General features: G+C 71.5%; 13 protein-coding genes. 5 read left to right on the top strand and 8 right to left on the bottom strand.

Annotation, left to right across the window (positions count from 1 at the left end; all coding sequences use genetic code 11):
* Positions 1-68 precede the first annotated feature (68 nt).
* Together OG408_RS02345 and OG408_RS02340 are read left to right on the top strand one after the other, a co-directional pair.
* Entirely contained in the window at positions 69-998 is a 930-nt protein-coding gene (locus tag OG408_RS02345) for a PmoA family protein (RefSeq protein WP_442805998.1), read from the top strand.
* Positions 992-1,708, top strand: coding sequence for a cupin domain-containing protein (locus OG408_RS02340; protein WP_266787411.1), 717 nt, complete (start codon positions 992-994; stop codon positions 1,706-1,708). The genes OG408_RS02345 and OG408_RS02340 overlap by 7 nt, the downstream gene beginning before the upstream one ends.
* A gap of 101 nt (positions 1,709-1,809) precedes the next feature.
* On the opposite strand, the gene OG408_RS02335 is transcribed toward OG408_RS02340, so the two are convergent.
* Positions 1,810-4,980, bottom strand: a complete 3,171-nt coding sequence (locus OG408_RS02335; RefSeq protein WP_326667853.1) for a discoidin domain-containing protein — start codon at positions 4,978-4,980, stop codon at positions 1,810-1,812.
* A 391-nt stretch (positions 4,981-5,371) separates the two neighbouring features.
* Here OG408_RS02335 and rph point away from each other — a divergent pair, with 391 nt between their 5' ends.
* Together rph and OG408_RS02325 are read left to right on the top strand one after the other, a co-directional pair.
* Entirely contained in the window at positions 5,372-7,999 is a 2,628-nt protein-coding gene (gene rph, locus OG408_RS02330) for a rifamycin-inactivating phosphotransferase (RefSeq protein WP_326667852.1), read from the top strand.
* On the top strand, positions 7,992-8,486 hold the full coding sequence (locus OG408_RS02325; protein ID WP_326667851.1) for an AAA family ATPase: 495 nt from the start codon (positions 7,992-7,994) through the stop codon (positions 8,484-8,486). Before rph ends, OG408_RS02325 begins: the two co-directional genes overlap by 8 nt.
* Here the strand turns inward: OG408_RS02325 and OG408_RS02320 are convergent.
* From OG408_RS02320 to OG408_RS02310, 3 genes are all read right to left on the bottom strand, one after another.
* The gene (locus tag OG408_RS02320) at positions 8,478-9,278 is read right to left on the bottom strand and encodes a dienelactone hydrolase family protein (protein WP_326667849.1); all 801 of its coding nucleotides are present in this window, start codon (positions 9,276-9,278) and stop codon (positions 8,478-8,480) included. The genes OG408_RS02325 and OG408_RS02320 overlap by 9 nt on opposite strands.
* A gap of 94 nt (positions 9,279-9,372) precedes the next feature.
* Positions 9,373-10,380 (bottom strand): alpha/beta hydrolase, encoded by a 1,008-nt coding sequence (locus tag OG408_RS02315; protein ID WP_326667847.1) that lies wholly within the window; start codon positions 10,378-10,380, stop codon positions 9,373-9,375.
* A gap of 59 nt (positions 10,381-10,439) precedes the next feature.
* Complete coding sequence (locus tag OG408_RS02310) at positions 10,440-12,056, bottom strand: phosphodiester glycosidase family protein (RefSeq protein ID WP_326667845.1); 1,617 nt, start codon at positions 12,054-12,056, stop codon at positions 10,440-10,442.
* Positions 12,057-12,215: 159 nt separating this feature from the next.
* Here OG408_RS02310 and OG408_RS02305 point away from each other — a divergent pair, with 159 nt between their 5' ends.
* The gene (locus OG408_RS02305; protein WP_326667843.1) at positions 12,216-12,728 is read left to right on the top strand and encodes a hypothetical protein; all 513 of its coding nucleotides are present in this window, start codon (positions 12,216-12,218) and stop codon (positions 12,726-12,728) included.
* Between the two features lie 51 nt (positions 12,729-12,779).
* Here the strand turns inward: OG408_RS02305 and OG408_RS02300 are convergent, their stop codons facing one another.
* From OG408_RS02300 to OG408_RS02285, 4 genes are all read right to left on the bottom strand, one after another.
* Entirely contained in the window at positions 12,780-16,685 is a 3,906-nt protein-coding gene (locus OG408_RS02300) for a glycoside hydrolase family 2 TIM barrel-domain containing protein (protein WP_326667841.1), read from the bottom strand.
* A gap of 326 nt (positions 16,686-17,011) precedes the next feature.
* Entirely contained in the window at positions 17,012-17,623 is a 612-nt protein-coding gene (locus OG408_RS02295) for a sugar O-acetyltransferase (RefSeq protein ID WP_326667839.1), read from the bottom strand.
* A gap of 133 nt (positions 17,624-17,756) precedes the next feature.
* Positions 17,757-18,194 (bottom strand): glutaredoxin domain-containing protein, encoded by a 438-nt coding sequence (locus OG408_RS02290; protein WP_285563994.1) that lies wholly within the window; start codon positions 18,192-18,194, stop codon positions 17,757-17,759.
* A gap of 30 nt (positions 18,195-18,224) precedes the next feature.
* On the bottom strand, positions 18,225-18,806 hold the full coding sequence (locus OG408_RS02285) for a TetR/AcrR family transcriptional regulator (RefSeq protein ID WP_266787433.1): 582 nt from the start codon (positions 18,804-18,806) through the stop codon (positions 18,225-18,227).
* Positions 18,807-18,898 lie beyond the last annotated feature (92 nt).

Below are 18,898 nucleotides of genomic sequence, written 5' to 3'. Positions count from 1 at the left end.
TGGAGGGAAGCGCTTTCTGTGTAGGCTTCCTCCCGGAAAGCGCTCACTGAACCGACTCGTACCGTGGGGTGTTCACTCTGTTCCGTACGAAGCTCACACACGTCCACGGCGAGCGCATCGACGTGTCGCAGGACGGAACCCGCCTGCTCTCCTACGTCTACGCGCCCGAGGCACCCTTCGAGGCCCCCAAGCCCTACCTGCATCCGCTCGCCACGCTGTCGGGCGCGGTCGTCACGGACTACCGCCCCAACGACCACCGCTGGCACAAGGGCCTGCAGATCACCGCGTCCCACCTCTCCGGCCAGAACCTCTGGGGCGGCAACAGCTACGTCCACGGCGAGGGCTACCGCGCACTCCCCGGCCGGGTGGGCTCCATGACCCACGACGGCTTCGACGACGTGCGCGCCGAGGACGGCCTGGCCGTGATCGCGGAGCGGCTCACCTGGCGCAACCACGACGGCGACCCGTGGGCCGGCGAGACGCGCAGGATCGAGGCGGCCGTCACGGACCCGGCGTCCGGCAGCTGGCACCTCACCGTGTCCACCGCGATCACCAACCTCCGTGACGAGGAACTGCGGTTCGGCAGTCCCACGACCGCGGGCCGCGAGATGGCCGGCTACACCGGCCTCTTCTGGCGCGGGCCGCGCGCCTTCCGCGGCGGGAACATCCTGACCGCCGGGGCCGAGGGACCCGACGCCATGGGCACCCAGTCGCCGTGGCTCGGCTTCACGGGCGAGCTCGACGGCGTCGACGGACACGCCACCCTCGTCTTCGCGCACGCACCCGAGAACGACCACACCGGCGAGGGCGCCAACCACCCCGCCCACTGGTTCGTCCGCAACGACCCCTTCGCCGCGGTAGCCCCCTCCTGGGCGTTCTACGACGAACTGGTGCTGCCCCCGGGCGACACCCTCACCCGGCGCTACCGGGTCGTCGTGGCCGACGGGCGGCTCGGGCGCGCGGACATCGTCAAGTACCTGGCGGACCACCCGTGGTGACCTTCGCCGGACTGCCCGGAGCCGTGGGCGTCTCCCATCTGGGCGTCTACGACTGGGAGGCGGCCGACGGTCTGCACGGAGGCACCCCGCACCTGCACCTCACCTGCTCCGAGGGGTACGTGGTCCAGGCCGGGCGCGGGGCGGTCCACACCCTGACCGCCGACGGGTTCACCGTGACCCCGCTCGCTCCCGGGTCCCTGGTCTGGTTCACCCCCGGCACGATCCACCGGCTGGTCAACGAGGACGGCGGGCTGCGGATCACCGTGCTCATGCAGAACAACGGGCTCCCGGAGGCCGGTGACGCCGTCCTCACGCTGCCCCCGCCGTATCTGACGGACCCCGCCCGCTACGCGCAGGCCGTTGCGCTCCCGGCGGATGACCCCGCGCGGGCCGCGCGCCGCCGCCGGGACCTGGCGCTCGAAGGGTTCGAGGTGCTGCGTCGCGCTTCGGAGGCCGGCGACAACGGCCCGCTGCTCGCGTTCCACGAGGCAGCCGCGGCGCTGGTGCGGCCCCGGGTCGCCGACTGGCGGCAGCGCTGGGAACGAGGGGCCGCCGAGGCGGCCCGGGTCACCGGGGAACAGCTCGGCCGGCTCGCGGAGGGCGATGCCGGACACCTGGCGGACGCCTCCGTGCACGCCGCGGTCCCCGCGGAGGCCGGCAGGTACGGCATGTGCGGGCGGCTGGACACCTACCGGCTCCCGGGGGCCTGAGCCGCCGCGAGCCGAACCGGCGTCGGCCACCGGGCGCGCCTGCCGCCGGCAGCTGGTGCTGCCGGCGGGGGCGTGTCCGGGTGCGTGGGTGTCGCGGTCCCTTACCGGGGGAGCACGGAGAGGGCCCGAAGACGTGCGTGCCCACTGCTCCAGCCCGAGACGTCGAGCGCCACATAGCGGGCGGTGGCGCCGGCCGTGAGGGCGGTCATGGTGCCGCGGCCCCGCAGCGTGCCGCCGGGCCGGTAACTGACGCCGTCGTCGCTGAACCCGACCGTCGCGCGCGGCACCCTGCTCGTCGTCCACTCCACGAGGATCCGCTCCACCGGGAGGACGGAACCGAGGTCCACGACCATCCGGGCCCCGTCGGAACCCGGAGTCCACGACGTGTGCCGGTCGCCGTCCACCGCGGCCGACGGGTCCGACATGCCCGCGGGACGCGGGGCGTTCGGGAACGTGTCGCGGCCCAGGGCGGCGTCGTCGAGCGGATAGGGGACGACGTCGCGCACCGACACCGTCGTGGTGCGGCCACGGCGCAGCCGGACCTTCGTGCGCCGGCCGTTGCCCGCCGTCACGAACAGATCGCACGACGGACCGGTCAGCCGAACGGTCGCGGCGTCGACCACGTCCGCCCGGACACCCGGCGGCACCGTCCGCCCCGTCGCCGGAAGCAGGGTGAAGCGGGCCGCGGCGACAGCCGCGGTCGCGCCGTCCAGTTCGGCCGAGAAGTCCGTGCCGGAGGCGGTCACCGTCTGCGTACCTGCGTAGAGGACCAGTGCGGCGTCCTGCCGGGGCAGGGCCACCACGGTCTTCACGGAGTCGGGGGAGAGGTTGAACAGACTCAGGTGCCCGCCGGCCGTGCTGGCGTGCACGACGGGGTTCGCGGCCCGTGGCGCCTCGCGGGCCGCCGCCGCCTTCAACACGGCGGGATCCCCGGTCGGATGGCCCTCGACGGTGAGGGCCTCGGCGGGACCGTCGGACAGCACGACCATGTCGCCGTACACGGCGAGCGGATGGGCGGCGTCACGGACCACGAGTCCGGCCCGTCCGTCCACGGAGAGCCAGCCGCCGGAGCTGGTGAGCTCCGCCTCGGGGAACCGGGTCAGCTCGGTCCAGGTCTTCCCGTCGTCGGAGACCTGCACCTGGTACCGGGCCGCGGCCGCGGACTCCCATGCCAGAGTGATGCGGTCGAAGGCGACGGCGCTGCCGAGGTCGACCGTCAGCCAGCTGTCCTGGCGGCCCCGTTCGGCGACGGCGACGGCCCAGCGGGTGGTGCCGTCCCCGTCCAGCACGTATGCCGCCTCGCGGCCCGTCGCCGCCGAGGACGCGGTGGCGGTGGCGGTGCGGGCGAGGTCGGTGCCGTCCGCGCCGTCCCGGACGGAGACGGTGTAGAGGGAGTACCCGTACTGCGGGTGCCCGGCCACGCCCTGCATGCGGACGAAGCGGTGGGAGCCCCGGGGGAGCGCGAGGGTGTCCACCCGGGGTCCGGTCCCGCCCGAGGTGTTCCCGCTGTCCTTCGACTTCACCTGGACCGATCCCTCGGCCGAGGTGTACGTACGGCTGCCGTCCAGGCCCGCCAGGCCCGGCATCGTCAGGTTGTGTATCTGGAGGTGCCCCTCACCGGCGGCCGTGCCGCTCGTCGCGTAGACGACCGCACCCGACGGGAGGGTGGTGAAGCCGGCGATGCCGGTGTCGAGTTCGAGAACCGACGCGGTCGCGTCGATGCCGTCGCGGACCTTGCGGTAGGTCGTGACGGAGCGGCGCTGCACCTTGCTCCCGGTCGACGGCAGGAACATCGGTGTGCTGCCGCTCAGCGCGAACAGCCAGTCGTCATGAGCGGGCTGCCAGGCGAACTTGACGAAGCCCGGCTTGCTCACCGCGGCCGCCCAGGCCGCCCGGGTCTGCTGGACCACCAGGCCGGGGCCCTCGGCGAAGTCCCGCACACCGGAGGCCAGGTCGTAGAACGCCTCGTCGGACAGCGGTGTCACCGGGCCGCCGTGGGCCGCCCGCCACCGGTGCAGCAGGTAGCTGATGGCGATCTCGGCCCGGGCCTCCGGCTCGTACTTCGCCTCACCCGAGAACTTGGCGAGCCGGTACTCCGGCGCGTACGCCTGGTAGGGCTCCAGCCGCTTCGCCATCGCGGCCTCCGCCCAGGCGGCGGCACGGTCCCCGGTGACCTGGGCCAGGAACGCCAGCGGGATCACATCGCGTCCGTAGAGGTGCTCGCGGTCGGCCACCATGGGCATCAGCGGCTCGCCCGCGTCGCTCATCACCATCAGCAGCGTGCGCCACAGCGGTCCCGCGTTCGGCTGCGAGGTCAGGACCTGCGGCATGGGACGGCCGGCGGCGATGAAGTGGGCGGCGTTGCGGCCGGAGGTCCGCCACAACTCCTCCTGGTAGTGAGGGCCGAAGGAGTTGTGGTTCTCGACGATGAACGTGTCGTACAGGTTGGTCGCGGTGTTCGCGTCCACGGCGACCCCGTCGACCAGGGCCGGATTGGCCAGGTCCGCCGCGGGAAGGCCCGCCTCGTTCCGGGTCCACCGGCCGAAGGCCGCGGACCACGCCTCGTAACGGGAATCGGTGGGGGCCCAGGCGAGGCCCGGTGCCAGCGACTGGGCGTAGACGCCCATCTCCTCCAGCTTCGTGTCACCGACGAAGCCGCCCTTGAGCCCGTTCGGCGTCCAGTCCCCGGAGTCGGGATCGGTCCTGTCGCCGAGGGCGGTGGTGTACTGCGCCTGTTCGCGGGCGATCGTGTCGACGTTCCGCCGCGTGGCGTCGTCGAGCTGGTCCCAGAGCAGCCGCGCGGCGAGCACGAAGTACAGCTGGAAGGTCGTGTCGAAGAACAGCTTGCGGCCCCACTCGGTGCCGCCCGTGAGGCGGTTGGAGGCGGCGAAGTGCTTGAGGGTGGCCAGCGTGCGGGAGAGCAGTTCGTCCTTGGCGATGCCTGCGCGTCCGGAGTCGTACGTGCCCTGGGTCAGCAGCACCGCGTTGCCGAGCACCACCGCGAAGCCGAAGTCCTTGGCCGTGTAGTGGCCGAGGGCGGCGTCCCACTGCGTCTCCGCCCAGCGCGTGTGCGTCAGCAGCACCTGGTAGTACGTTTCCGCGATGCTGTCCTGCTCCGCACCGCCGCCGTGACGGCTGCCGCTGGCGGCGGCGGACGGGCCCGCGGCGGTGGCCGCACCCGGGAGAGCGAGTGAACCGGCGGTCAACAGTCCGGTCAGTCCTGCGAGTTGAACGAATCTGCGCCGGTCGCAGTAGGCGGGTGCTTCGGGCATGGGGTCCTCCGGGTGATGACAACGTTGTCAAACGTCAGGCGCGATCATCCTTTCCTCTGTCCCGGTACCCGTCAAGGGTTCTGCCGTGCGGGGGAGCCCAAAGCAAAAGGCAGGGAGACCTCTCCCTGCCACTCTTAACTTATAGCGCACCGGGGGGCTTGCGGCAAGGCCCGGGGGGTGGCGCAGAATGTCCCGGCCGAGCCCACCACCTGCGGATACGAGGGACCGACGGCGTGCGTGCGGTCGACGTACGGGACGGCCGTGGCTCCGGTGGGAGAGCGCCGACGGTGAGCGGGACGCGCCTGACGAAGGGTGCGCCGGAGCCGGCGGCACCGGTGGTTGGCTTGGCCAGTGCAGGGCAATGGGACACGACTGCCTCGGAGGCAACGCGGTGAACGAGCGGTATGTGTTGGATCTTCAGGACGTCGACGGGACGCAGATCGCGGTCGTCGGCGGCAAGGCCGCGCACCTGGGCGCGCTGTCGCGGATCGACGGCGTCCGGGTGCCGCCCGGGCTGTGTGTGACCACGCACGCCTTCCGGCGGGTCATCGCCGGCACCCCGTCGCTCGACGACCGGCTGGATGAGCTGTCGCGCGTGAGCCCGGACGACCGGGAGGGGATCCGCACGCTGAGTGCGGAGATCCGCCGGACCATCGAGGAGACCCCCGTCCCGGACGAGGTCGCGGCGGCGGTCACCCGGGCGCTCGCCCGGCTCGGCGAGGGGACCGCCTGCGCCGTACGGTCCAGCGCGACGGCGGAGGACCTGCCGACGGCCTCCTTCGCCGGCCAGCAGGACACGTATCTGAACATCGTGGGGCCAGCGGAGATCCTCCGGCACATCAGCCGGTGCTGGGCCTCGCTGTTCACCGAGCGGGCCGTGACCTACCGGCGGCGCAACGGCATCGACGACCGCACGGTGCACATGGCCGTGGTGGTGCAGCAGATGGTCTTCCCGCAGGCGGCCGGAATCCTGTTCACGGCCGACCCCGTCACGGGCAACCGGAAGACCGCCACGGTGGACGCCGGCTTCGGCCTCGGCGAGGCACTCGTCTCCGGCCTGGTGAACCCGGACGTCTTCACGGTGCGGAACGACGAAGTCGTCGCCAAGGTGATCGGCACCAAACAGCTGGCCATCCAGGCCCTGCCGGCCGGCGGCACGCAGGAAGTGGCGGTCGACGCGCGGGAGCAGGAGCAGCCGGCGCTGACGGACGAACAGGCCGTGCGGCTCGTCAGGCTCGGGCGGCGGATCGAAGCACACTTCGGCAGCCCGCAGGACATCGAGTGGTGCCTGGTCGACGACGGCTTCCGGATCGTGCAGAGCCGACCGATCACGACGCTGTTCCCCGTCCCGGAGTCCGACGACGAGGAGAACCACGTCTACGTCTCCGTAGGCCACGGCCAGATGATGACCGACCCCATGAAGCCCCTGGGGTACTCCATGTGGCAGCTGACGGCCATGGTGGCCATGCACGAGGCGGGCGGGCGGCTGTTCGTCGACGTCACCGGGCGCCTGGCCTCACCCGCGACGCGCGCGGGACTGCTGGATGCCATGGGCAAGGGCGATCCGCTGATCCGGGACGCTCTGGAGACCGTCCTGGACCGCGGCGACTTCGTTCCGACGCTTCCGGACACGGCCCCCGGCCGCCCGCCGGCCGGGGACGCGCCCGCCCCGATCGACACCGATCCGGCGATCGTCACCGAACTGATCGAGCGCAGCAGGGTGTCGATCGCCGCCCTGGAGCGCGACATCCGGACGAAGACCGGACCGGAGCTGTTCGACTTCCTCCTTGAGGCGTTCGTCGAGCACAGGCGCGTGCTGAGCGACCCGCAGAGCATGAAAGTGATCATGGCGGGGATGGAGGCCACCTGGTGGCTCAACGACAAGCTGCAGGAGTGGCTGGGCGAGAAGAACGCGGCGGACACGCTCACGCTGTCCGCCCCCGACAACATCACGTCGGAGATGGGACTCGAACTGCTCGACGTCGCCGACGTGATCCGCCCGTATCCGCAGGTGGTGGCGTTCCTGCAGGGCGTCGACGACGAGAACTTCCTGGACGGGCTGCCGAAACTGGAGGGCGGCACCGAGGCGCGCGACGCCATCGAGTCCTACCTCGACCGCTACGGCATGCGGTGCGTCGGCGAGATCGACATCACGAGGCCACGCTGGCGCGAACGCCCCAGCACGCTGGTGCCCGTGATCCTCGACAACGTCAGGATCTTCGAGCCGGGCGCCGCCGGGCGCCGCTTCGAGGAGGGGCGGCAGAAGGCGGGGAAGAAGGCGCAGGACGTGCTGACACGCCTGCGGGACCTGCCGGACGGCGACCGGAAGGCCGACGAGGCCGAGCGGATGATCGACCGGGTCCGCACCTTCATCGGGTACCGGGAGTACCCGAAGTACGGCATCATCAGCCGCTACTTCGTCTACAAGCAGGCGCTGCTGGCGGAGGCCGAACGCCTCGTGCGGGCCGGGGTGCTCGCTGAGAAGGAGGACATCTTCTTCCTCACGTTCCAGGAACTCCACGACGTGGCACGCTCGAACCGGGTGGACGACCGGCTCCTCGCGCGGCGTGAGGAAGCGTTCCGCTCGTACCACGCGCTCACACCGCCCCGGGTGCTCACATCGGACGGCGAGGCCGTCACCGGGTCCTACCGGCGCGACGACGTGCCCGCCGGCGCCCTGACCGGTCTCCCGGTCTCCGCCGGGACGGTCGAGGGAAGGGCCCGCGTCATCCTGGACATGGCGGAGGCCGATCTCGAAGCGGGCGACATCCTGGTCACGACGTTCACGGACCCCAGCTGGTCTCCGCTGTTCGTCGGGATCGCGGGCCTGGTGACGGAGGTGGGCGGACTGATGACCCACGGTGCGGTGATCGCCCGCGAGTACGGCCTGCCGGCCGTCGTGGGCGTCGAACAGGCGACCCGGCTCATCCGGGACGGGCAGCGCATCCGCGTGCACGGAACGGACGGGTACGTGGAGTTCCTGCCCTCCACGGCACCGGAGCACCGGTCCGGTGAGTGACCCCCGGCCCGTCGCGTGGCTCCTCACCGGCCTGCCGGGCTCCGGCAAGACCACCTTCGCGACGGCGTTGGCGCGGGGCGCAGTCGTCCGTCTGTCGGTGGATGACCGGATGACGGCCCTGCACGGACGGATCGGCAAGGACCACGCCGCGAGCGACCACCTGGCGCTTCAGGCTCCCGTGATCGAGGACGTGCGGCGACAGTTCGCCGCGCTCCTCGGGGAAGGCCGCTCGGTCGTGCTGGACCACGGCCTGGGCACCCGCGCGGTCAGGGACGACTACAAGGGCCTGGTCACGGAGTGCGGCGGCAGGTGGCGGCTCGTCCACTTCCAGGTCGCGCACGACGAGCTGCTGCGGAGGCTGGCGAAGCGGAACGGCGAACCGGAGCACGGCGTGATCTCGCGGGAGACACTGGCCTGGATCGCCGAGCACTCCGAAGCCCCCGTGGGCGAGGGGGAGGAGCCCCCGGTCCTTCCCGGCTCAGCCTGACGGAGTCGCGGTCCGGTCCGGCGCGGGCGAGGTGTCCGCGGCCGCGGCCGGTGCCGCGTGCGGCGGGAAGGTGACGGGCAGGCACTCGGTGAGCAGGTCGACGACATCGCGCCAGGCCCGCTGCGCGTGCAACGGGTGGTGGCCGACGCCGGGGCGCACGGTCTGCTCGACCTTCGGATGGTGGAAGGCGTGCTGGGCCCCGCCGTAGACCACGAGGCGCCAGTCGACGCCCGCGGCACGCATCTCGGCCGCGAACGCGTCCCGGTGCTCCGCGGACATGATCGGGTCCTCCGACCCGACCCCGGCCCAGACGGGGCAACGGATGCGTGCGGCCTCGCCCGGCAGGCCCGCGGTCAGCCCGTTGACCGTCGCGATCGCGCGCAGGTCGACGCCGGCCCGCCCGAGTTCCAGCGCGATCGCACCCCCGGTGCCGTAACCGATGGCGGCGATCCGGTCGGGGTCGGTACGGGGTTCGGCACGCAGCACGTCGAGTGCCGCCAGGCCGATGCCGCGCATCCGGCCGGGGTCGGCGAGCAGCGGCATCACGCGCGCCAGCATCTCCTCCGGGTCGGTGAACCAGTGCCCGTCGCCGTGCAGGTCGAAGAGCATGGCCACGTAGCCCAGTTCGGCGAGGGCTTCGGCCCGGCGGCGCTGGAAGTCGTTGAGACCGGTTCCCTCGGGTCCGATCAGGACGGCGGGCCGGCGGCCGGTACCGGAGGGGAGCGCGAGGTGTCCGGTCATCGTCAGGCCGTCGGCCGAGTACGTGACCGGGTGTGCGGTGACTGTCGTCATGAGAACCGACCGTAAGGTGAGTCCGGCCCGATCGGGCCGGACTTCACCGTCGGCGGAACACCGCAACCGGCACCCCCGGCCCCTGTGGCATCGCTCAGCGATCGACCCGCAACGCGTGCAGCAGCATGGGCAGCGAGGCGTGCAACTCGCGCTGCCAGTAGGCCCAGCCGTGGGTTCCCGGTCCGTAGAAGTGGGTGGTCACATGCCGCGCGCCACGGCGTTCGAGCTCGCTCGCCAGGGCCTGGTTCTGCCGGTTGAAGTCCGCTTCGAGCGCATCCGTGGCGCCGGGCGGGTCGAAGGGCCCGGCGGTGCCGTCACCGCAGGACAGGTAGACGGGGATCGATGTGAGGCGCCCGGCCAGGTGGTACGGATCATGGGCCTCCCACACGCCGCGCTGCGCGACGGGGTCGCCCCAGACCCGCAGCGGATCGTTGCCCTGGCCGGCGAAGAACCCCATGACGCGGTTCACGGACTCGTCGTTGAGCAGCGGGTGCACCGAGCCGGAGTAGGCGGCGGCGGCCTTGAACATGCCGGGGTGCCGGGCGGCGTACAGCAGCGCCCCCTGGCCGCCCATCGAGAGTCCGGCCACGACGCGGTTCGGGCTCGCGCCCCAGCCGCGTTCGAGGAGGAGACGCAACTCCTGGGTGTGGAAGGTCTCCCACGCCGGGGCGCCGCCCTCGCCGTAGTTCCACCAGTCGCTGTACCAGCCGTTCCAGCCGGCTTCCGGCATGACCACGAGGACATCGCGCAGGCTCTCGGTCCGCGCGACATCGGTCTGACCGGTCCACGACGTGTAGTCCCCGCAGCAGCCGTGCAGCAGCCAGAGGGTCGGCCAGTGGCGGCCGCGTCCGCCCGGCTTCCACCCGTCGGGCGTCAGCAGACGCACCTTCACGGTCTGGCCGCCGAGAGCCGCAGACCGGACCGACAGGTCGATCTGCCGGTCGGCGACCTGGGTGACCGCGACGACTTCCGCACCCCGGTTCGGGGCGTGCCCGTCCGTTTCCGCGGCGTCGGCCGGTGCGGACGGGGCCGACACCAGGATCAGGAGCAGTGCGGCCAGGACGAGCAGGAGGCGGGTTCGTCGGATCGGGAGGGCGGTCATGGCATCGTCTCCTCGCGGTGGGGGGCGCCGGCCCGGCCTTCCCGGACCGGGCGGCGGGATCAGCTCCGGTCGGGCAGGATCAGCAGGGCGTCCCCGACGGGGCGTTCACCGGTGGCGTCGGACGGGGTGTTCAGCACTGCTCCGTCGACGACGAGGGTGGTGGACCCGCCGCCGTCGAGGTTGACCGCGTCGCGCAGGCCGAGCGACCGGGCGACGGCGGCGCTCTCGGGGATGCTCAGCCCGAGTGCGGCCGTGCCGCGTCCGTCGGCCGTGACCAGGACCGTTCGGCCCGCCGCGTCCACCCCGGCCAGGGTGCGCGGATTGCGCTTGTGCACCCAGCCGTAGTAGAAGCTCGCGTTGCCCGGCTGCACCATCCCGTCGGTGGCCGGAGTGACGTGCAGCCGCCCGTCGCGGACCAGTTCGGGCCCTCCGTTGAGGATGCCGGTCGTCGATGACAGCGGGACCCTGCGGCCGTCGCCGTCCCGCAGTGTCTTCTCGACGCGCAGGGGCTTGCCTGCCTGCGCCAGGGCGGTCAGCCCGGCGACGCGGTTGCCGGTCGCCTGTACGGAGCTGCCGCCGGCCGGCAGGGCGCCGCCGCGCGGTGAGCGCAGCTCCACGACCCGGTCATGGCTGTCCAGTACGGCTTCGAGGCCGTCGCCGTGCGGGGTCTGCCCGCCGTACTCACGCGTGAAGGCGACGAGTTCGTCGGGGTCGGTGCAGGTGGCGTCGTGCAGCGGCAGTGAGGTCGGGGTGTCGTCGGCGGTGCCGCCGCAGTTCCTGATCAGGCCCGGTACGCGGTCGATGCCGTCCAGGGGTTGCGACGCGCCCCGGCCGGCCACTCGCCCCTGCCAGGTGAGCCGGGTGACGCCGGTGTGCCGGCCGGAGTCACGTATCACCAGGGCGGGACGTCCGCTCACCGGCTCGCTCAGCAGCCGGCCGTCGTAGACGCCGACACCGGCGGGATCGCCCGGGGCCCCGGCCTTCGGGTCGAGGACGAAGAACCCGGCGTTGACCGCCGCGGTCGCGCCGGCCGCGGCCGCCAGTTCGCTGGTCCTCTCGCGGTTCTCCAGATCGGGGCCGTACGACGGTTCGAGCCTGCCGCGGAAGCGGTGCGGGTCGATGGTGAGCACGTCGACGCGCCACGGGCCGCGGTCCGCCGGATCGCCGTCCCAGCCGGTGTACACGGCCGACCCGGCGTACCCGGCCGCTTTCAGCCGGGCGAGTTCGGCCGTCGCGGCGGACTGCGCGCCGAACCGCCCGACCCGCACCCGCCACCCGAGCGATCCTCCGGCGTAGTCGGCGACGGCCGGAGTCGTGACCTCCTCGAGCCGGGCGTCGAACCCGTCGCCCCCGACGTCGGAGGTCAGCTCATCGGCACTGGCCCGGTCCTTCAGCGCCGTCGGCGGCGCGTCGGGATCCGGCGAGGTCGCACCACCGGGGATCGACAGCTCGACCGTCCACGCGAGCGCCGGGGCCTCGGCACCGCGCACGATCCGCGTGAGGGTGACACCGGGCTGCAGTGTCCGCGTGCTGCGCGTCTCGGTCAGGCCGCCCGCGCCCAGCGGAAGGGCGCGGGCGGACCGCGGGCGCGGCTCGGACGAGGCGGGCGCAGGCAGGCCGCCCACCACGGCCAACAGCGCCAGCACCGTGGACGCGCCGAGGACCTTGCTGTTCATGTCGACCCCCTGGGAAAGATCGGGCTCAGCAAAGGTGCGTGCGGGAGAGACCTTCAGTCAAGACGTGTGCACGTCAATGAGCGTATTGCTGACGCGCCGGCCGCTCGGTGTGCGGACGCGAGGCGCAAGAGCACGCCCCCTTCTCTATAGCCTGGAAGCATGAACATGTTCGAGGGCGGTGACGGCCGGTTCCTGGAGATGACCAACGGCGGCACGGCGGTGTTCGTGGACGTGCTGATGCTCGCCGTGTCCGAGCTGGCCCGTGAACCGTGGGACTTCCGCTTCGCCGCCCTGCTGACGCTCCAGGACCAGAACGTGATGGGGCGTGGAGTGGTCGGTTTCGGCCTGGCCGAGCTCGACTGGGGGGACACACCGCAGGAGCGGGCGGCGGCGAAGGGCTTCCTGCTGAGCGTCCTCGATCTGGCACTGTCCCGCCACAGGTGGGAGGAGCTGACGTACGAGCCGCCCAGGGCGGAGGGATACCTGCTCGCCTACCGCTCGATGGTGGCGGATTTCGACCCCGGCGGCCCCGGCGACCCCGCGACGGCGCAGGCCGGCGGGAGTGTCCTGCCCGGGCCGCACGAGGCCGCGACGGCCTCCTGCGTACGCCACCGGGTGCTGGACGCGCGGCCGTTCTGGGAGGCGTGCGTGTTCTGCACGGCCGGGGTCTGAGCGGCTGTCCCGGGCGAGGTGCCGGGGGACGGCACCTCGCCCGGGGTGCGGCTACCCGGCGGCCGTCGGCCGACGGGACAGGCGCGTCGCGTCCCGCACGTCCGTGAGCGGACGCAGCCGGTACGTGTAGGTGTACTCCCGGTCGGCGAGCAGCTTGTACGCGTCGTGCGTGTGCGCGCCCCAGCTGTTGTCGCCGCCGACGCCCATCTGCCGGTGGTTGACCCGCAGGATCACCTCGTCACGGGGTGTCAGCTGGTAGTCGTGGCGGGCCCCCACGGAGAGGTCCTCCGGTGTGAAGTGCGAGGCGTTGACTTCCAGGAGCCCGTCGCCGCTGACGAGCAGCCCGCGACCGCGCCGGTCGGTGAGCGCCGCCCAGCGCACATCGGTCTTGTTCCCGTTCTCCTGCGGCCGCAGGTACGGGTTCCACTGACCGGTGACGGTCCCGGACCAACGCCCCACGTCCGTGCCGTCCTTGCGGTCCCAGTGACTTTCCTCGGGGCCGCGCCCGTAGTAGTCGAACCGCTCCAGCGCCGCGGGCAGGCGCAGGATCGTGCCGATCTCGGGAATGTACGGAAGGGCCGGCGCACCCGGAGCGAGGGTGTTGTCGACCTTGATCTCGCCGTTGCCGAAGACGGTGAGGGTGGTGGTGTACGCCGATGCGGTGCTCGTCGGCAGTGTCCCCTTGACCGTGATCTCGACCGCACGCCCCTCGATCCCGCGCACCGTCACGTCGGTCACCGCGCGCCGCGCGCCCGCGTCCCGCCAGGTCTGGTTGCGGGTGTGCTGGCCGTTGCCGCGGTCGTTGTCGGTCGGGGCGCGCCAGAAGTTGGGGACCGGGCCGGAGTCGAGGAGCTTCGTGCCGTTGGCCTCGTACGAGGTGATGAGCCCGGTCGACCTGTCGATGACGACCTCGAACCCGCGTCCGGTGACGCCGACTTCGGCCTCATCGGTCCGGTACGACAGTTCCGGCACCTCGGCGAGCGGAACCGGCTCGATCGCGGGACTGTCCGCGTCGAGGGGCAGCTGTACCCGCGCCACCTCGAAGCCGGCGTCGGCCCATGGTGTGCGTTCCTTCGTGACGAAGGACAACTGGAGGAAGTACTCGGCCCCGGCGGAGGGGCCGGCGGGCAGTGCGACGGGCAGCGTGACGGCCTTGCTGCTCATCGGTGCCACATCGAGCTGGTCACGGCTGAACGTGCCGCGCCGCACCGTCTCGCCGTCGGCCGAGAGTTCCCAGCGGCCGCTGTAGGCGCGCAGGTTGGTGAACAGGTTGTCGTTGGTGAGGGTGATCTCGCCGGGCGCCGCCCCGTCCGTCCGGGTCGCGCGGATCGTCTGGTGGACGCGTTTGACCTCGGCCGCCTTGCCGGTGTGGCGACGGTCGGGCAGGACGATGCCGTCGCCGGCGAACGCGCCGTCGTTGGGATTGTCGCCCCAGTCGCCGCCGTAGGCGTGGAAGGTCTTCGCCCCGGCCTTCTTCTGCTCGTACCGGGCTGTCCGCGCGTCGAACCAGAAGCGCACACCGTCGTCGCCGGGGCCACGTCCGTCGTCGGCGAGCTCCGCCGCCTTCAGGGCGCGCGCGTACACCCGAGCCCGGCGGATCGTCCCGCTGAACTCCCGTGTCGGGTTCTCCACTTCACCGGCGAGGGAGAGCGAGGCGGTGTTGCTGCTGGGCTTCAGACCGGTGCTCTTGCTGGCCTTGGCCTCGCCGTCCACGTACAGCGTCAGCGTCCCCGCGTCCGCGTCGAAGACGCCCGCGACGTGATGCTCCTCGCCCGTCCAGCCGTCGTCGGGGGTCGTCCAGGAGGCGGCGATCCACTGCCCGTTCGCGTAGATGTAGAACTCCAGGCCCTTGTCGGCCTGCTTCAGCGCGTACTGCGTGTCGCCCTTCGCCAGGATCGGCTGGTGGAAGCCGCGGACGTGCGGGGTCATCCACGCCTCGAGCGTCAGCGAGCCGGTCAGATCGAGCCGGTCGTCCCGCGCGAAGACGGTTGCTCCGCTCACGCCGTGCTCGGGGCCGAACGAGCCCGACGGATTGATGACCTCGCCCTTCAGCCCGGCGGGCCCGGTCTCCGTGAGCAGCTTGCGCGTCGGTGTCGGCCAGCTGAGGGCCTGGTCGACGAAGTCCCAGATCCAGCCGCCCTGCAGGACGTCGTAGCGGCGGATGGTGTCCCAGTACTCGTTGAAGTTCCCGGTGGAGTTGCCCATCGAGTGGGCGTACTCGATCATCACGTAGGGCCGGGTGTCGGTGGTGTCCTTCGCCCGGGCCTCGATCCGGCTCGGCGACTCGTACATCCTGGAGCGGATGTCGCTGGTGGCGGGCCCGTCGTCGCCCTCGTACTGGATCACACGGGTCGGATCGTAGGAGCGGATCCAGTCGTGCATGGCCCGGAAGGACGAACCGGAGCCGGCCTCGTTGCCCAGTGACCAGATGACGACGCTGGCGTGGTTCTTGTCGCGGTGGACCATGTTCTGCGCACGGTCCACACATGCCGGCGTCCAGTCGGCGCGGCTGGCCGGGTACTCGTCGCGGATGCCGTGCGTCTCCAGGTTGGTCTCGCCCACGATGTAGAGGCCGTATTCGTCGGCGAGCTCCAGCCACAGCGGGTTGTTGGGATAGTGCGAGGTACGGACCGAGTTGATGTTGAGTCGCTTGACGAGCGTGATGTCGTCGACCAGATCGGCACGGCTGAGAGCCGAACCGCGTTCCGGGTGCATCTCGTGACGGTTGGTGCCGCGGAAGGTGACCGGCTGCCCGTTGATCCGCATCAGACCGTCCTTGAGCGCGAACTCGCGCAGCCCGACGCGGTGCGAGAGCGTCTCCACGACCTTCCCGGACGGGTCGCGGAGCTGAAGGACGGCGGTGTACAGGTACGGGTCCTCGGCGGACCACAGCCGCGGTGAGGGCACGGCCCTGGTGCCCTTGACGGTCACCTCGCCGTCGGCGGGAACCGCCCTCAGGGCCAGCGGCCGTGCCCACACGGCATGGCCGCCGGCGTCGTACAGCTGCGTCTCGACCGTGTGGGCGGCTCCGCCGGCGTCGCCCGTGTAGTCCCTGACCTGCGCGGTGACGGACAGCTCGGCGCTGGTGAACCCGTCCCCGAGCGGGGTGTCGAGCTTGAAGTCCCGGACATGGACGCCGGGCGTCGAGTACAGATACACCGACCGGAAGATGCCGCTCAGCCGGATCATGTCCTGGTCCTGGAGCCAGTCACCGTCGGAGTAGCGGTAGACCTCGACGGCGATGTGGTTGGTGCCGTCCTTGAGGTACGGGGTGATGTCGTACTCGGCCGCGGTGTACGAGTCCTCGTGGTACCCCGTCAGATGCCCGTTGATCCACACGTAGTGGGCGGACTTGACACCCTCGAAGTGCAGGAACGTACGCCGGCCGGCCCAGCCCTTCGGCACGGTGAAGGTGCGCCGGTACTGGCCGACGGGGTTGTACAGGGTCGGAGCGGCGGGCGGCTGGGCGTCCTCCCCGAGTCCGTTGGGGCCCCACCACGGGTAGGTGATGTTGACGTAGATCGGGTAGTCGTGGCCGTGCAGCTGCCAGGCCGAGGGGACCGGGGTGGTCTCCCAGCCGGAGTCGTCGAGGTCGGTGCGGTAGAAGTCCTGCTTCTTGTCGGCGGGCCGGTCGGCGTACGCGAACTTCCATGTGCCGTCGAGGCTTTGACGCCAGGGGGAGGTGGTGCGGTCGGCGGCGAGAGCCTGCTTGAGGTTCGCGTGCGGCATGAGGGTGGCGTGCGGCCGCTCGGTGCCGAGCCGGAAGACGTCGATGCGCCCGTTCCATTCGTCGCCGCCGGCCGGCACGTCCCCGGCGGCGGCGACGGCACGGGCCCCCGGCAGGACGCCGGACAGCGCGAGTCCGCCGAGCACGGCGGCGCCCGCTTCCATGAGCCGGCGGCGGCTCACGTATACGCGGTGGGGGAGGGGGTGGGGGGTCGGGTTCGAGTGTGGCATGGCGGGGGCCTTCCTCGGGTGCCGAGATGTGCAACTGGTGTGGCGGATAACACCTGTTGAGACGCACCCACCCTAGAAAGGGAACACAACCACCACAATGACAACGTCAGGTTTTGTTGTTTTCTGACGGCTGGGTGCCCCGGCCGGACGCACCGCATGGCTTGGCCGCGACCGCTCCGGCCACGGTGGCAGCAAAGAATCGATCGGCGCCCGCAACGCGTCGTCCATGATCCGCGGCCTCGCACCACGCCATGCGAATGGCCGAATCGGCACACATCGGCAGCGGCCGGTCACGGCACCCCCGGCCGTGTGGGCGCCCCTGCGGGTCAGTCCGCCCAGTGCCCGGCGGCGCGGGTGGTGAGGTCCTCGTCGGTGATGGGGCGGACCACCCGGCAAGGGGTTCCGAGCGCGACGGCCATCGGGGGAATGCTGCGGCTGACGACGCTGCCCGCGCCGATGACCGACCCGTAGCCGATCCGGACGCCGGGCAGGACGACCACGTTGCTGCCGATCCACACCTTGTCCTCGATCACGATCGGCTCGGAGAAGCGTCCGAAGTCGGCCCGGCGCGCGGGATGCACCGGATGTCCGGTCGTGGTCAGCGTCACGCTCGGCGCGATCATGACATCGTTGCCTATGCGGATGTCGACGTCGTCGACGAACGTCAGGTTCACGTTGCCGAAGAAGTCGTCGCCGATGTGGACCCGGCTGCCGAACCCGGCGTGGAACGGGGGCAGCAGCACCGTGCGTTCACCGACGGAACCGAAGATGGCGGTGAGGAGTGACCTGCGCTTCTGCTCTTCGCTCGGCGGTGTCCGGTTGTACTCGAAGATCTCCTCGGTGCGCCGCTGGGAGTCCTGGAACGATGCTTCCGACTCGGTGTAGACGAGCCCCTTCGCGATCTTGGCGAGCACTCTCTCGTCGTGCGTGTCCGTCACAGCGGGGCACTCCCTCGTCCGGCTCGGGCACCCCGGATTGACGTGCCCCTGATCCACTGCGCCGAGAGCCTACGTGTAGCAGGCAGTCACCGGCAGGGTTTGCCTGATCCCGATGAGGGGTTTCCGTGCCCGGTCAGGCGGATGAGGAAAGCTGCGCGCGCACCCAGGCGGGGTCCGGATTGACGTGGGGCCGGCCCGCCACGACCACGGTCGGTACGGTCTCGTTGCCCTCGTTGGCGGCCCTCACGACCGCCGCACCCTCCGGATCGCGCCAGATGTCGACCCAGTGCAACCGGCGGGCGTTCCGGCCCAGTCGCATGCGCAGCCGGATGCAGTACGTGCAGCCGGGCCGCCAGAAGACGACCGGCCGGCCATCGGCCGCGCTACGGCGTTGTGCTTCCGCCGCACCGACCGACTTCGGGAAGATCAGGGGCGAGTTCACGCCCGCGGGCAGCGCGAACACCACCAGGACGGCCGCTGCTCCCCACGGGTTTCCCTGGCGGATCAGCTCGGCCGCAACGGCTGAGCCGCTGAGTGCGAACAGTATCGGCGGTATCCATGCGCGCATCATGATGACGCAGGCTACCGCCGCTTCGGGTGCTCAGGGGCGCGGTCCGGCGCCGTGCAGCAGGGTCTCGATGATGCGGGCGGCGAGCGTGTCGGTGTCGACGCCGGCGTCGTCCGGGTTCCCGTTCAGGGATTCCCCGAGAAGTGCGTAGTAGAACCGCCGTACCCAGGTGAGGTCGGCCGCCTCGTCGATGAGCCTGTCCGCCCTGGCCCGTTCCAGCACGGTGAGGCAACGGCGGGCGATGTCCTGATGGAGTGCCGTGGCTTCGCTGTCGGGGGCGGCCGGCAGTCCCAGGGCGAAGGCCCAGGCGCTCTTCACCTCGAGCACGTTGGCCGTGATCCGGTGCAGTGCCACCATCGGCGGGGCGGTGTCCGGCCTGCCGTCCTCCACGGCCTGGGCGAGCTGGCGGGCGGCCGACGAGGCCAGGGCGTCGATCAACGCCTGCCGGTGGGTGAACCGCCGGTGGATCGTCGTCCTGGCCACGCCTGCCGCGGTCGCGATCTGCTCCATCGATGCGCCGGGGTCCGCGGAGAGCACGCGTTCGGCCGCCTCCAGGATCGCGCGCACACTGCGCTCCGCGTCCGCCCGCAACGGCCGTGCCGCCGGTTCGCTCATGGCGCCTCCCTCTCATCCGCGTGACCTTCAAAACGATACATCGGTGAGTCAAGTTCGGGTGAACTGCATCAGTGCTGTTGCACTTGCTGGAG

The organism is Streptomyces sp. NBC_01257 (genome assembly GCF_035917255.1).
GTDB lineage: Bacteria > Actinomycetota > Actinomycetes > Streptomycetales > Streptomycetaceae > Streptomyces.
The sequence above is the reverse complement of the archived record's forward strand: the minus strand, read 5'-3'. Positions and strand labels throughout refer to the sequence as shown.